The sequence below is a fragment of the Sphingomonas sp. genome (assembly GCF_040398505.1).
In the GTDB taxonomy this organism is placed as follows: Bacteria; Pseudomonadota; Alphaproteobacteria; order Sphingomonadales; family Sphingomonadaceae; genus Sphingomonas.
On sequence record NZ_JBBATX010000017.1, the window covers coordinates 1 to 14314 of the forward strand.

Sequence of the window (14314 nt, forward strand, 5' to 3'; positions counted from 1 at the left end):
GGTATTATCGGGCCGACGTTGTTCGCGATGCTCGTCCTGATGGCAATCGTCACGACCGTGATGGCGACGCCTTTGTTCGAATTTGTTTATGGCAGACACGCTCGCACCGCCGCGCGGTCGGCGGCGCGATAGGCCGACCAGCGCGTAACCGGGCGCGGACGGGCAAAATGTCCGTCGGCTTCTTGAAACCGCGCTCGCACGGTGGCACATGTTGCGGTGCAGCATAGAAATTGCCGCGGTCGGAGTCTTTCTATGCAATCCATCAACGATACGATCGAGCGCCTTGCGCGTGCCAGAGTGGCCGGGTTGGCTGGCGTGAGCGGCACCGATCACCGCCATTTGCGCGCGCTCGGCGACTTCGGCGCGAATCCGGGCACCTTGAGCGGCTGGTACCATGTTTCCGAAGGCACCGCCGCGATGCCGTTGGTCGTCGTCCTGCACGGTTGTACGCAGGACGCGGCATCCTACGATCGGGGATCGGGCTGGTCCGATCTTGCCGCGCGGTTCGGGTTCGCCGTGGTGTTCGCCGAACAGTCGCGTGCGAACAATCCCAACGGCTGCTTCAACTGGTTCGTCCCCGGGGACACGCGTCGCGATGCGGGCGAGGCGGCGTCGATCCGCCAGATGATCGCAGCGATGGTGGATCAGTATCCGATCGATCCGGCGCGGATCTTCATCACCGGGCTTTCGGCGGGCGGCGCGATGGCGTCGGTGATGCTGGCGACCTATCCCGAGCTGTTTCGCGGCGGCGCGATCATCGCCGGCCTGCCCTTCGGTGCCGCGGCGACGATGTCGCAGGCGCTTGAGCGGATGCGCGGGCAGGGGCACCTCAACGATCTGGCGTACGCGACGGCCGTGCGCACGGCCTCGTCGCATCGCGGTCCGTGGCCGCGCGTGAGCGTCTGGCTGGGCGATGCCGACCACACCGTCAATCCGGTCAATGCCGATCGGATCGTCGGGCAGTGGCGCGCGCTGCATGGCGTCGACGGCCCGCCCGATGTGGAGACGGTCAGCGGAAAGCTCGTTCGCCGCGCATGGCACGCGCCCGACGGCAGCGTGCTGATCGAGGAGCACCGCATTGCGGGCATGGGGCATGGCACGCCGGTCGCCACGCACGGCGACACCGCATGCGGCAGCGCGATGCCGCACATGCTCGATGTCGGCATTTCGTCGACCTGGCAGATCGCGCATGGCTGGGGGTTGCTGGAGGGCGCCGAGCGGGCGCGGTCATCGGCAGCGCCCGCCGTCCCGCCTGCTGCGCCGGTCACGAGCATTCAGGCGACGATCGAAGCGGCGCTGCGCTCAGCCGGACTGATGCGCTGACCGCGTAAAGCTCACACCTCGCCGGGCGCAAACCCGAGCGTGTCGAGCAAGGCGGCGCGCGCGGTGCGGCACTGCTGCCACAAAGCGGGGTTGCCGAGATCGGCAGGCGCGATCGTTTCGGGCCAATGCCGCTCGACCAGCGCCGCCAGAAGGTCGCACTTCGCCGGATCGAGCAGGAAACGCGGGTCGATCGCGGCGTGCGCTGCTTCATCCACCACCACGCGCAGCCGCAAGCACGCCGGACCGCCGCCGTTGCGCATCGATTCGCGCAAGGTCAGTACCTCGACGCGGCGGATCGGCCCGTTGCCCGCGATCAGGTCCTGCAGCCACGCCCAGACTGCGGGCGTCTCCTGGCATTCGCTCGGTACGATCAGCGCCATCGTGGCGTCGGGCAAGGTGACCAGTTGCGAATTGAACAGATAGGACTTGATCGCGGCTTCGAGCGACACGCGCGCCGCCGGGACTTCGACGATTACCGCCTCGGGCAGGCGCGCGCGGATAAAGGCGTGGACCGATGCCGGATCCTCAAAGGCTTGCTCGTGCGCGAACAAAACGGTTTCGTTGGCGACCGCGACGACATCGTTGTGGAACGCCCCCGCCGCAATCGCCGCGACGCTTTGCTGGACGAGCAGCACGTCGGCCGGATCAAGCCCGTGGCGCCGCGCGACGGCGGCGCTGGCGGTGCGGTTTTGTCGCGCCGGGAAACCTGCCGCGCTGCGCTCGCCATAGACGAACAGCTCGATCCCGCGCGCGCCGTGCTGCGTGGTCAGGCGCATATGGTTGGCAGCGCCTTCGTCGCCGAGCGCGGCCGGCAGGGCATCGTGCACCGCGAAATGCGCGGCAGCGCCAAAGGCCAGGCGTAGTTGCCGCGCGGTCTGGGGATGTTCGATGCTCCGGTGCAGCATCGTCGACAAATTGGCGACCGACAGGTGGCAGCGACCGTCGCCGGAATCGGGCGCGGGCGAGACGGTCGCGGCATTGGCGGTCCACATCGACGAGGCCGAACAGACATTACCGAGCAAAATGGGGTCCTCCGCGGAGGCGGCGGCGAGCACGGCATCGTCGTCGCCCGCAAACCCAAGCTCGCGCAGCCATGCCGCGGCGGGCCGGTCGTGCGGGAGGAGCAAACCTTGCGGCAGACCCACCTCAAGCATCCGGCGCATCTTGGCGATGCCTTGCAACGCCGCTGCGCGCGGGGCGGAAACCGCACCGGCATTGCTCGTCGCGGCAAGGTTGCCGAACGATAGCCCGGCATAGTTGTGGCTCGGGCCGGCAAGGCCGTCGAAATTAATCTCGCGCACGGTCTTTCCCCTTCAAGCGAGCGTTTCGCCAACTAACAGCTCGGTATCGATCTGCGCTTGCATCATCGCTGGATAGCGGGCGCCGTCGAGCGCGTTGGGCGGAAAGAGGGCGTCGACCGCCGCCAGCACGTCGTCGCCCAGCGGCTTGGTCGCCGCCGCCATATTCTCGGTCAGATGCGCGATGCTGCGCGTACCCGGGATCGGCACGATCGTCTCGCCTTGCGCCAGCACCCAGCCGAGCGACAATTGCGCCGGGGTCAGTCCGGCGTCGGCGGCAACGCAGTCGAACCGCGCGACGATTTCGAGATTGCGCGGCAGAAACGGCGCGACGAAACGCGGCATCAGCGCGCGGATGTCGCCCGGCTCATACGCATCGTCGCGGACGGCACCGGCGAGCAACCCGCGCGCGACCGGCGAGAAAGCGACGAAGCCGATGCCGAGTTCGCGGCACGCCGCCAGCACGGCGACTTCGGGATTGCGCACCGCGGGCGAATATTCGGTCTGCACGGCGGCGATCGGATGGACAGCGTGCGCGCGGCGAATCGTCGCGGCCGACATTTCGGACAGGCCGATCGCGCCGATTTTGCCCGCTTCTTTCAGCCGCACCAGCGCGCCGACCGACTCCTCGATCGCGACGCGCTTGTCGAGCCGGTGGAGATAGACGAGGTCGATATGATCGGTGCCGAGCCGTGAGAGTGAGCCCTCGACCGTCTTGGCGATGGCGGCGGGCGATCCGTCGAGGCCGCGCTTGCCGTCGATCATGTCGAGCACGCATTTGCTGGAGAGCGTGAACTCGGCGCGGCGGTGCATCACGCCCTGCGCGAGCAGGCGTTCATTATTGCCGCCGCCGTACAGTGCTGCGGTATCGAGCAAGCTGCAGCCGAGATCGAGCGCGGTGTTGAGCAATGCGAGCGCGGTCGTGGTGTCGGGCGGCGTGCCGTACGCATGGTTGAGGTTCATGCACCCCAAACCAATCGCCGAAACGGTGAACGGGCCGATGCTACGCTGCGGATAGGTCAAAGGATCAGCCCCGGATCATGATGCATGGGCGGGCTGTACCGCTGCCGAAGGGGCGCTGTCTATGTGCCGCTCAGGCGGCGTCGCGCTTTGCCAGGCGGCGCTGCGCCACGCGCACGCTGCCGACGAGGCGCGACAAGATCAGTTCCTCGATTCCGGCATAGCCGAGCCCGAGATGCGCGGGCCGCACCGCCGTCGCGTCGCCGAGCTTCAAAGTGCCGGTGCGCAGGCCTGCGCGGCCGATCCGTGCCCAGCGCCGCGCGGTTTCCCAGCGGATCAGGCTGCGGCTTTCCGAATCGGGGCGGCGCTGCGCGAGAAAATCGTCCTGCAGCCGTACGAGCGCATCGCCGACCGCCGCCAGCGTCGCGCGGTCGGGCACGGGCTGCTGGCTCATCACATGCGTGACGATCAGGCGCGCAGTATCGGCGGCGACATCGCCGAACAGTGGGGCATAAACCTCCGCCAGCACGTCCGCCGCGCGCCCGCGCATCGCCTCGGCCTGAACTTGCGAAGCGCCGCCGCCGTGGCGGCGATAGGTCATCAGTTCATCGTCGAGCCGGGCGATCCCGCCATACGCACTGATGCGGTGATACAGGTCGAAATCCTCGGCATAGACCATTTCCGGCCGCTGGAACGGGTCGAGCCGCCGTGCGGCATCGGCGCGCAGCATCACCGAGGACCAGACCAACGGATTTTCGATTCGCAGCAGCCATTCGATCACCGGCGGCGTTGACAATGGCGCAAGTGAGGAGGGCAGGATCGCGCCCTCCGACAGGACATTGGCGGCGGTGCCGACGAGGACGATTTCGGGATGCGCGTCGAGATAGGCGATTTGCCGTGCGAAGCGATCGGGATGGCACAGATCGTCATGATCGAGCGCGGCGATATAGCGCCCGCGCGCCGCGGCGAAGGCGGCGTTGCGGGTCAGCACGACGCGCCGGTTGACGGGCGAGCGGATCACGCGAATGCGCGGGTCGGCGAACGCCTCAACAACCGCGACGGTGGCGTCGGTCGAGCAATCGTCGACCACGATCAGCTCGAAATCAGTGAAGCTCTGCGCTTGCAGCGAGGCGATCGTCTCGCCGACCAGGCCGGCACCATTATAGGTCGCCATCAGCACGCTGATAGCGGGGTTGTGGGGGGCGCTCATGCGACGGCGCGTGCCGCGTCGCCCAGCACCTGATCGACGATCATCGCGCCGACATCGTTCTGCCATTGCCACAGGCCGTTGGCCTGACCCGAGAAGCTCGCTTCGCCGCCCAGCTTGCCCCACGGCACGAAGCCAGCGGCAAGGCCGATGCCGTACAGGCCGGGGATCGGCGTGCCGCTGGCGTCGAGGATGCGGCAATGGCGATCTACCATCGCCCCGCCCTTATGCGCGGCGAGCGCAAGGTTGCGGCCGTCGCCATCGTGGATCGGCAGCGCGCGCGGGCGATAGCCGAGCGCCGCGATGACGAGGTCGGCGTCGGCCAGATAGGCGCGGGCGACGGCGTCTTCCGCGCCGGTCACTTGATGCACGGCGAGGCGCGGATCGGGCACGCGGCCATCGACGCGAAGCTGGCGGAGCACGAGATCGCGCGCTTCGAGCCGGAACCCGGCGAGGCGATAGACGAAGCCGCTGACCGGACAAATGTCGTCGGGTCCGAAATCGGTAAAGCCCTCGGCCTGCGCCGCCTCGGGCGTCGGGTAAAAGGGCCGGAGCGGACGGCGGTGCAGCAGCGTGATCGCGCCTGCCCCGAGCGGAATCGCCTGGGTCTTGAGCAGCAGCACGATCGTTGCGATCGCGCTGGTCGATCCGCCGATCACGACGATCCTTGGGTTGCGTTTGGTCGAGAGCAAATCGATGATTTTCTGCGGTCCGCCGAGCGCTAATGCTTCGTCCGATTGCATCAGCCGGTCGCCGACTTCCTGTACCAGTGACACGCCCCCGACGCGCTGCGCGGCGAGCCGGTCAAGCGGCTGATGGCCGCCGGTGGCAATGGCGACGGCGCTGGAAAGCTGGTCGAATTCCTGGCCGTCGGCGCGGCGGCGCAAGCGGCTCGACCAGAGTCCGCCGGTCGTGCGGGTGGTGTGGAGGACCTCATGCCCGGTCAGCACCGTGCCGCCATGCTGGCGGACGAGCGCTTGGAGCCGTTCGCCGGTCGCGCGTACGAATGGCCCGGCCTCGACCAAAGGCACGCCGAGCGCACCGACATACTGCCCGACCGCGCGGCCCGCCGGATGATCGACCAACGCCGCGAGTTCGGGGTGGGGATTGTCCTTCACCGCGCTCAGGAAGGTCTCGGCAGTCGAATCCGAGGTAATCGCATAGCGCCCGATCCGGCCCTCGCCGAGCGCATCGTCGCGCTCAGCGATGACGAGGCCGGAGGCGGCGAGTTCGGCCAGGCGGCCACGCTTGCTCGCCGCGGTGAGCATCGCGGTGCCAGCCGGGCCTCCGCCGACGATCAGCAGCGAGGCGATCGGATTCGTCCGCGCTCGCGCAGGGACGCGCGCTTCGGCGGCGAGGATGCGGTTGACGGCGGTGGCGATCACCGTGACATCGGCGACCGTCATCGCATCGGTAATCGGCAGCGACAGCGATCGCCCCGCGACCGCATCGGCGACCGGCGTCGGCAGGATCGTCGCGGTGCGGCGGAACAGCGGTTGTTCGCCCAGATGCGGGCTGAAATAGCGGCCCGATCCGATGCCCTCGGCTTCCAGCGCCGCGCCAATTGCGTCGCGGCGGTGCAGGAGGCCGTCGGGTAATAGTATGGGCATGAACTGGCTCGCACGGCGCTGGCCCTGTCCCGCCTGGAACGAAACGCCCTCTAATTGCGCGCGATAGGCATCCTCCAATGCGGCGCGGTGATCGCAGACCGTATCAATCTCCGCGAGCTTCGCGCGCGCCATCACGGCAATCACTTCGGGCAATTTGGCGTTGATGCCGGGCAGCGTGGCGCTGCGACCCGCCTCAAACCCGAAATTGGTCATCGCGCGCAGCCGATCGATCAGCTGCGTGTCGCCCGAATGGATCAGCCCGCCCTCGGCGACCGCGAAGGTCTTGGTGGCGTGCATCGAAAAGACCGTGGCGAACGGCGCACCGGTGCCGAAGCCAGCGCCGCCCTCATCCAGCGTGCCAAGCGAGGCGGCGGCGTCGATCACCACGCCGACATTGTGCTGGCGTTGCAGCCAGGCGTAGCGGTCGAGATCGATCGCGGTGCCGAACGTGGCGTAGGGGAGCATCACCGCGATCCGGTCGCCATAGTCGTCCAGCAGCCGCTCCTCGGCCTCGGCGTGCGCGGTCCAGTCGGTGGGGTCGATATCGCAGATCAACGGGGTGAGACCCGCCCACAGCGCGGCCTGCGCGGTCGCCGCGAAGGTGAGCGCGGGCATCAGCGCGAAGCGGCCCGCGACATGCTCGCCCGCCGCCTCGCGGAGTGCGATCATCAGGCCAAGCGTTGCATTGCCGACCGCGAGACACGCGCCCTGCCCGCCGAACAGCGTCGCCGTCGCCTCCGCCTCGAACGCGCGCACTTCGGGGCCGTTATTGCTGAACACCCCCGATGTCTCGACGCGGCGCAGCGCCGCGACGTGTTCGCTGAGCCGCGGCGGATTGGGGGCGATCAAGGGATAGCGCATGCGGACGAGGGCCTGACTGGATTATGACCCGTCCCATGTGCCCCGCTGCCCCCTAAAATCCGGTTACGCAGACTGTATCCGTTGCAATACACTACCTTTCGGTTGCACGCACGCCCCGGTCCACGGTATCCGGGCATATCTAGGAGACGCGCGATGGCGACCGAATTTACGCTCAACGGGGCTGTCGCCCGGTTCGACGGCGACCCCGACACGCCGCTTCTGTGGGTGTTGCGGGATCACCTCCAACTCACCGGCACGAAATATGGCTGTGGCATCGCGCAATGCGGCGCGTGCACGGTGCATCTCGACGGCAAGAATCGCCGGTCCTGCGTGACGCCGATCGCGAGCGTTGCCGGACGCAGCGTCACGACGATCGAGGGCGCGACGGGGAAGACTGCCGAGGCGGTCAAAGCCGCCTGGGTCGCGATCGACGTGCCGCAATGCGGCTTCTGCCAATCGGGGCAGGTGATGTCGGCGATCGGGCTGCTCGCGGCCAAGCCCAACCCGACCGACGCCGATATCGACCACGGCATGGCGGGCAACATCTGCCGCTGCGCGACCTATGTCCGCATTCGCCAGGCGATTAAAGACGCCGCCAAACATGTGGAGACGGCAGCATGAACGCCCCCACACCAATCCCCGTGGCGAGCCGCCGCGATTTCCTCGCTGGCTCGGGCCTCGTCATCGGGCTCGCTTTGCCGATGGGAAAAGCAGCGGCCAAGGCCGCACCTGCGGGGGAGGCCGCGCCGTTTGCCCCTAACGCCTTCGTGCGGATTGCTGCGGACAACACCGTCAGCGTCATCATCAAGCATATCGAATTCGGCCAGGGTCCGGCGACCGGTCTGTCGACGATCGTTGCCGACGAGCTGGACGCCGATTGGGACCAGATGCGCATCGCCTTCGCGCCCGCCAACGATCCGCTCTACAAGAACCTCGCCTTCGGCACGATGGGCACCGGCGGATCGACCGCGATGTCGAATAGCTGGATGCAGATGCGGAGCGCCGGTGCCTCGGCGCGTGCGATGCTGGTCGCCGCTGCCGCCAGGACCTGGGGCGTTCCGGCGGCCGAAGTGAAGGTCGCCAAGGGCGTCGTCAGCCATGGCGCGAAGAACGCGAGCTTCGGCGAGCTCGCCGCGACCGCCGCGACGATGCCGATCCCCGAAAAGCCGACGCTCAAGACACCTGCAGAGTGGACGCTGATCGGGCGCGACACGCCTAAGCTCGACAGCCTGGTCAAGACCAATGGCAGCGCGCAATTTACGATGGACGTGCAACTGCCCGGCATGGTTGTGAGCGTGATCGAACATGCGCCAGCGTTTGGCGGGACGGTCAAAGCGGTCGATGATGCCGCCGCACTCGCCATTCCCGGCGTGGTCGCGGTCAAGACGATTCCGCAGGGCGTGGTCGTCTATGCCAAGGATACGTTCGCGGCGATGAAGGGGCGTAATGCGCTCAAGGTCGATTGGGATTTGTCCAAGGCCGAGACGCGCTCGTCCGACACCATGGTCAAGCAGTACATCGCCGCCGCCGCCACACCGGGGGTTGAGTGCGAGGCCGAGGGCAATGTTGCCGCCGCCCTCGCCGCCGCCGCCAAGCGAATCGAGGCGACCTATGTCTTCCCGTTCCTGGCGCATGCGCCGATGGAAACGATGGACGCAGTGATCGAACCGAAGGACGGCGGCGCGGATTTCTACGCGGGCAGCCAGTTCCAGGTCGGCGATACGACGGCGGTGTCGAAGGTGCTCGGCGTGCCGTTTGCGGGCATGACGCTGCACGAACAATATGCCGGCGGCAGCTTCGGCCGACGCGCGACGCCCGACATGGGCAATGCGGTCGAAGCGGCGATGGCGACCAAGGCGTTTGGCGGCACCATCGCGGTCAAGCATGTCTGGACGCGCGAGAACGACATTCGCGGCGGGCGCTATCGCCCGCTGATCGTCCACACGATCAAGGGCGGGGTCGATGCGAAGGGCAAGATCGTCGGACTTGATGCGGTGGTCGCGGGGCAATCGTTCATGCGCGGCACTGGCTTCTTCAACCCCAGTGCCAAGTTCGACGAAGCGATGGTCGAAGGGCTGACCGGCAGCGCCTATGCCTTTCCGGCGATCCGGGTCGGGGCGAACGAGCTGAAGAATGGCGTGCCCACGCTCTGGTGGCGCTCGGTCGGCAACACCCACACGGCCTATGTGATGGAGACGTTCCTCGATCGCCTGTTCGAGCTCGGCAAGCAGGATCCAATCATGGGCCGGATCGCGCTGATGAAGGATGATCGCGCGAAGGCGGTGCTCAAGCGCGTTGCCGAAGTGGCGGGCGGCTTGACCGCCAAGTCGGGTCGCGCCCGCGGTGTCGCGTTCCACAAGAGCTTCGGGTCGTACGTGGCGCAAATCGCCGAGGTTTCGGTCGGTGCCGACAAGCTGCCACGCGTGCACAAGGTCTGGGCGGCGGTCGATTGCGGGGTGCCGATCAACCCCAACGTCATCCGCGCGCAAATCGAGGGCGGGGTCGGCTTCGGCCTCGGCCATGCGCTTTATGCCGAAATCACGCTGGGCGAGGGCGGGGTGGTCGAACAGTCGAATTTCGACACCTACCGCTCGCTCCGCATGGCGGAGATGCCCGAAGTCGAGGTCGCGATCCTCAACTCGACCGCGAACCCGACCGGCATCGGCGAACCCGGCCTGCCGCCGATCGCTCCCGCGGTTGCCAACGCCTGGCGCAAGCTGACCGGCAAGGCCGTCACGCGACTGCCCTTCGCCCATTCGGAGAATGCATGATGCGCGGCAATACGATCGCTTTGGTGATTGCGGCGGCGATCCTGCCGAGCGTGCTGCTCGCACGCACCGTCCTGCCCGCACCCACAACGATCAAGGAGCCGACCGCGTTCGCGTCGATCGCCGATCCGGCGAAGCGCTCGGTCGCGTTGTTCGGGGAAATGGGCAAGGTGATCCAGTCGCCACGCTGCCTCAATTGCCACCCGCGCAGCGACCGGCCAAATCAGGGCGAAGCGATGCTGCCGCACAATCCGCCGGTGATTCGCGGTGCCGACGGGCATGGCGCGGCGGGCCTCGAATGCGCGACCTGTCACGGCACTGCGAACGTCACCTTTGCCAATGGTATCGGCAGCATGCCCGGCGCGCCGGAATGGGCGCTCGCGCCGCTGTCCATGGCGTGGGAGGGCAAGTCGCTCGGCGCGATTTGCCTGCAAATCAAGGACCGTGCGCGCAATGGCGGCAAATCGCTGACCGATTTGATCGAGCATAATGGCAAGGATGCGCTGGTCGGCTGGGGCTGGCATCCCGGCCTTGGCCGCACGCCGGCACCCGGCACGCAAGCGCAGTTCGGCGCGCTGACCAAGGCATGGGTCGATAGCGGGGCAAAGTGCCCGGCGTGACGCTGGCCTTCACCACGATCCGGCTCGACATTGCGGACCAGATCGCGACGATCACGCTCGATCGGCCCGACAAGCTCAACGCGTTCAACCCGGCGATGCTCGCCGAGCTGATCGCGGCGTTCGATGCGACCGACGCCGATGACGGCGTGCGCGCGGTGATCGTGACGGGCGCGGGGCGCGGGTTTTGCGCCGGGGCTGATCTGTCGGGCGGGGCGGCGACCTTCGATTATGATGCGAGCGGCGGGTGGAACGGCGCCGAATCGCCGGTGCGCGCCGATGGTAGCGTCGATTATGCGCACCCGGCGGTGCGCGATGGCGGCGGACTGCTGAGCTTGCGCATCTTCGCCTCGAAAAAGCCCGTGATCGGCGCGATCAACGGCGCGGCGGTTGGCGTCGGCGCGACGATGACGCTGCCGATGGATTTTCGGCTGGCGAGCGAGGCGGCGCGCTTCGGTTTCGTCTTCGCGCGGCGCGGGATCGTGCCCGAGGCGTGTTCGAGCTGGTTCCTGCCGCGCCTCGTCGGGATCGGGCAAGCGCTGGAATGGTGCTATTCGGGCGCGGTGTTCGATGCGGCCGAGGCGCTGCGTGGCGGGCTGGTGCGGAGCGTGCATGCCCCCGACGATCTGCTCCCGGCGGCGCGCGCGCTCGCGCTACGGTTGACCGCAGAGGGCGCACCGGTGTCGATCGCGCTGATGCGCAAGATGCTCTATGCCGGGTTGGGCGCGCCGCATCCGATGGAGGCGCACCGGATCGAGAGCCGCGCGATCTGGGCGCGGGGGGCGAGCGCCGATGCCAAGGAGGGCGTCACCGCGTTCCTGGAGAAGCGTGCGGCGGTGTTTCCCGATTCGGTCGCCGACGCGTGGGATACCTTCGCGCCGTGGTTCGATGAGCCGGAGTATCGGTGAAACCTATATCGCTTCCCCGGCGAAGGCCGGGGCCCAGTCGCGCGACGAAGCGGAAGGAGCGCTGCGCTCCATCACCACGACCTCTGTAACTGGGCCCCGGCCTTCGCCGGGGTGGATAAAGCGGGGGAGGCTGGTCCCTAGCTTCGCGCCACCGCGAAGCCCGCGAACGACTGATTGACCGGCATCAATTCCAGCGTGTTGATGTTGAGATGCGCGGGCAATTCGGCGACCCACAGCAGCGTCGCCGCAATGTCTTCGCCGGTCATCGGATCGACCCCGCCATAGAGCTTGTCCGACGCCGCCTGATCGCCGCCGGTGCGCACGACGGTGAATTCGGTTTCGACCATGCCCGGCTCGATCGAGGTGACGCGCACCCCGCTGCCGTGGAGATCGGCGCGCAGCCCCAGCGAGAATTGCCGGACGAACGCCTTGGTCCCGGCATAGACGTTGCCGCCCGCATAGGGATAATTCGCCGCGACCGACGACAGGTTGATGATCGCGCCCTTGGCCTCGACCAGGCGCGGCAGCAGCATCCGCGTCACCGCGACCAGCGCCGAGACGTTGGTGTCGATCATCGTCTGCCAATCATCGAGGCTGCTCTGCTGCGCGGGCGCGGTGCCGAGCGCGAGGCCGGCATTGTTGATCAGCAGGTCGATCTTCGCAAAGTCCTCGGGCAGCCCCGCGATCGCGGCCTCCATCGCGGCGCGGTCGCGCACGTCGACGGTGAGCGTATGGACCGACTCCCCCAGCGAGTCGCGCAATGCGCTCAGCCGTTCCGCCCGCCGACCGGTGGTGACGACGCGCCAGCCCGCAGCGACGAAGGCGCGGACCGCAGCTTTGCCGATCCCCGACGTGCCGCCTGTGATGAAGGCCGTGCGCATCACCTAGAACTCCGTCGCTGTCTGAAAAGAAAATGGTGCCCGAGGGCGGATTCGAACCACCGACACTGCGATTTTCAGTCGCATGCTCTACCAACTGAGCTACTCGGGCACACCCGGAAAGCTCCGGGGGAGCGGCCTCTTAGTCACGCTCTGGCGTGGTGTCCAGCCCGTCTTGTTCTTCGCCGGGCGGCGTGCTGACCGGGATCGCATAGCCCTCGCCCAGCCACTGCATCAAGTCGCGGTCGCGACAGCCTTGCGAGCAGAACGGGGCGTGCGCCACCGAAGACGGTTTGCCGCACAGCGGGCAGGGTTTGGAACGCGCCATCATCGTACCTCGAACGTGCAGGCCACGCCGGTACGCCGGGCGAGCGCGGCGATCCAGTGCGGATTGGCGGCGAGCGCCCTTTGCACGGCGGGCGTGACGCTGTGGACGCTCGGCACCGGCGGGGGCGTACGCTCGATTCGGCGGAGCAGCGCGCGCGCCTCGGCACCCGCCGGATCGGCGCGGAGCAGTTCGGGGAGCGCGACGCGGGTGCGCCGGCGGACGATCTGGACAAAGCCGAAGCCGTTCATCGCGGTGCGCTCGAACGGTTGCGCCCCACCCTCGAACAGCCCGGCATCGAGCGCGGCATCGACCGCGGCGCGCGCCGCCTTGCCTTGCAGCGTCGGGAAATCGACGCCGATCGACCCGCCGATATCCAACCGCACGATCGCAGCGGCGACGGCGTGCGCGGCGGCGAGCGCGAGCGGTTCGAGCGGGGGATGGCCGTCGACGTCGAACAACGTCATCGCGGGGGTGGGGCTCATCCGGAGTGCGCCGCCGGCCAGGACAGTGGGTGGGCCAGCGAAGACGATGTCGCCGGTCAGCGCTTCCTCGAGCACTTCGGACCAGCCGGCCGCTTCGAGGTGATCGGCTTCGTGGGGATGGCAGGGACGGACGGGGATGCCGCTCGCCTCGATCCGCTCCAGCAGCGTCGGGCCGGGGCGCGGCGGGCCTTCAGCGGGCGCGGCGCGGGGGAGTTTGTGGCGGCCCGGCTCGGGGATGGCTTCACGGACCAGTTCGATGTGGAGCGCGGCACCTTGCGTGACGCCGGGGGGTAAGGGCGAGAGCAGCGCCTCGCCGCCGTCGAACGCCACGCGGCCTTCGCGGCCTTTAACGGTGATCTCGACCAGCCGCGCCGCCAGCACTGCGCCGATTCGGGGGGCGGGGCTATCGAGTTCGATCCGGGCCTGGCGGATCGTGCCGTCCTCGACCAGCGCGGCGCGGGCCTCGCCGATCCCGGCTTCGAACAACCATTCGATTTTGGGCAACTCAGCCAAGCGCGACGCCCGATGCCAGCAACAGCGCGCGCGTCTCGAACAAAGGCAAGCCCATCACCCCCGAATGCGAGCCCGAGAGGAAGCGCACGAACGCCTCGGCGCGACCCTGAATCGCATAGCCGCCAGCCTTGCCCAGCCCCTCGCCGCACGCGATGTAGCCGTCAATCTCGGCGGGCGAGAGCGGCTTGAAGGCGAGGATCGTGTCGGACAGGCGGGCGCGGACGGTGCCGTCGGCGGCGATGACGCACACCGCGGTGAGGCAATGGTGGCGGCGGCCCGAGAGCAGCCCGAGCATGTGGCGGACGCTGGCATCGTCCTCTGCCTTGGCAAGGATGCGGCGGCCGAGCGCGATCGTCGTGTCGCCTGCCAGCACGATCTCGCCGGGGCCGCGGGCCACGGCGTGCGCCTTGGCGAGCGCGACGCGCTGGACATAGACGCGCGGCGATTCGGCCTTGAACGGGGTTTCATCGACATCGGGCGCGGCGGTGCGCGACGGCACGACGCCGAGCCGCGCGAGGAGCTCGGCGCGGCGGGGGCTGGTGGAGGCGAGGATGAGGGTCA

The 14314-nt window shown here is 68.1% G+C and carries 13 protein-coding genes and 1 tRNA gene; 5 read left to right on the forward strand and 9 right to left on the reverse strand.

What is annotated here, in order from left to right:
- Positions 1-252: 252 nt before the first annotated feature.
- Entirely contained in the window at positions 253-1323 is a 1071-nt protein-coding gene (locus ABWP09_RS03920; protein ID WP_353203857.1) for an extracellular catalytic domain type 1 short-chain-length polyhydroxyalkanoate depolymerase, read from the forward strand.
- An 11-nt stretch (positions 1324-1334) separates the two neighbouring features.
- Here ABWP09_RS03920 and ABWP09_RS03925 read toward each other — a convergent pair whose 3' ends face one another.
- From ABWP09_RS03925 to ABWP09_RS03940, 4 genes are all read right to left on the reverse strand, one after another.
- Positions 1335-2624: an N-succinylarginine dihydrolase gene (locus ABWP09_RS03925; protein ID WP_353203858.1), complete on the reverse strand. Its 1290-nt coding sequence runs from the start codon at positions 2622-2624 to the stop codon at positions 1335-1337.
- A 12-nt stretch (positions 2625-2636) separates the two neighbouring features.
- Entirely contained in the window at positions 2637-3644 is a 1008-nt protein-coding gene (locus ABWP09_RS03930; protein WP_353203859.1) for an aldo/keto reductase, read from the reverse strand.
- Between the two features lie 70 nt (positions 3645-3714).
- Positions 3715-4791: a glycosyltransferase family 2 protein gene (locus ABWP09_RS03935; protein WP_353203860.1), complete on the reverse strand. Its 1077-nt coding sequence runs from the start codon at positions 4789-4791 to the stop codon at positions 3715-3717.
- On the reverse strand, positions 4788-7259 hold the full coding sequence (locus ABWP09_RS03940) for a DegT/DnrJ/EryC1/StrS family aminotransferase (RefSeq protein WP_353203861.1): 2472 nt from the start codon (positions 7257-7259) through the stop codon (positions 4788-4790). The genes ABWP09_RS03935 and ABWP09_RS03940 overlap by 4 nt, the downstream gene beginning before the upstream one ends.
- Positions 7260-7412: 153 nt before the next feature.
- On the opposite strand from ABWP09_RS03940, the gene ABWP09_RS03945 reads away from it, so the two are divergent.
- Genes ABWP09_RS03945 through ABWP09_RS03960 form a run of 4 tightly spaced genes read left to right on the forward strand, consistent with a single transcriptional unit; the run spans position 7413 to position 11552 of the window.
- A complete protein-coding gene (locus ABWP09_RS03945; protein ID WP_353203862.1) occupies positions 7413-7880 on the forward strand; it encodes a (2Fe-2S)-binding protein in 468 nt (155 codons plus the stop codon).
- Complete coding sequence (locus ABWP09_RS03950) at positions 7877-10030, forward strand: xanthine dehydrogenase family protein molybdopterin-binding subunit (protein WP_353203863.1); 2154 nt, start codon at positions 7877-7879, stop codon at positions 10028-10030. The genes ABWP09_RS03945 and ABWP09_RS03950 overlap by 4 nt, the downstream gene beginning before the upstream one ends.
- Positions 10027-10647 carry an Isoquinoline 1-oxidoreductase subunit gene (locus ABWP09_RS03955; RefSeq protein WP_353203864.1) on the forward strand — a complete coding sequence of 207 codons (621 nt, stop codon included), beginning with the start codon at positions 10027-10029 and terminating at the stop codon, positions 10645-10647. The genes ABWP09_RS03950 and ABWP09_RS03955 overlap by 4 nt, the downstream gene beginning before the upstream one ends.
- A 2-nt stretch (positions 10648-10649) precedes the next feature.
- Positions 10650-11552 carry a crotonase/enoyl-CoA hydratase family protein gene (locus tag ABWP09_RS03960; RefSeq protein WP_353203892.1) on the forward strand — a complete coding sequence of 301 codons (903 nt, stop codon included), beginning with the start codon at positions 10650-10652 and terminating at the stop codon, positions 11550-11552.
- A 137-nt stretch (positions 11553-11689) separates the two neighbouring features.
- Here ABWP09_RS03960 and ABWP09_RS03965 read toward each other — a convergent pair whose 3' ends face one another.
- The 5 genes from ABWP09_RS03965 to ABWP09_RS03985 all read right to left on the reverse strand — a co-directional run bounded on the left by ABWP09_RS03965 (position 11690) and on the right by ABWP09_RS03985 (position 14306).
- The gene (locus ABWP09_RS03965; protein WP_353203893.1) at positions 11690-12433 is read right to left on the reverse strand and encodes an SDR family NAD(P)-dependent oxidoreductase; all 744 of its coding nucleotides are present in this window, start codon (positions 12431-12433) and stop codon (positions 11690-11692) included.
- A gap of 33 nt (positions 12434-12466) precedes the next feature.
- Positions 12467-12542: transfer RNA gene (locus tag ABWP09_RS03970), tRNA-Phe, on the reverse strand.
- A gap of 30 nt (positions 12543-12572) precedes the next feature.
- Complete coding sequence (locus ABWP09_RS03975; protein ID WP_353203865.1) at positions 12573-12758, reverse strand: DNA gyrase inhibitor YacG; 186 nt, start codon at positions 12756-12758, stop codon at positions 12573-12575.
- The gene (locus ABWP09_RS03980; RefSeq protein ID WP_502959754.1) at positions 12758-13753 is read right to left on the reverse strand and encodes a ribonuclease; all 996 of its coding nucleotides are present in this window, start codon (positions 13751-13753) and stop codon (positions 12758-12760) included. The genes ABWP09_RS03975 and ABWP09_RS03980 overlap by 1 nt, the downstream gene beginning before the upstream one ends.
- On the reverse strand, positions 13746-14306 hold the full coding sequence (locus ABWP09_RS03985; protein ID WP_353203895.1) for a Maf family protein: 561 nt from the start codon (positions 14304-14306) through the stop codon (positions 13746-13748). The genes ABWP09_RS03980 and ABWP09_RS03985 overlap by 8 nt, the downstream gene beginning before the upstream one ends.
- Between the last annotated feature and the right edge of the window lie 8 nt (positions 14307-14314).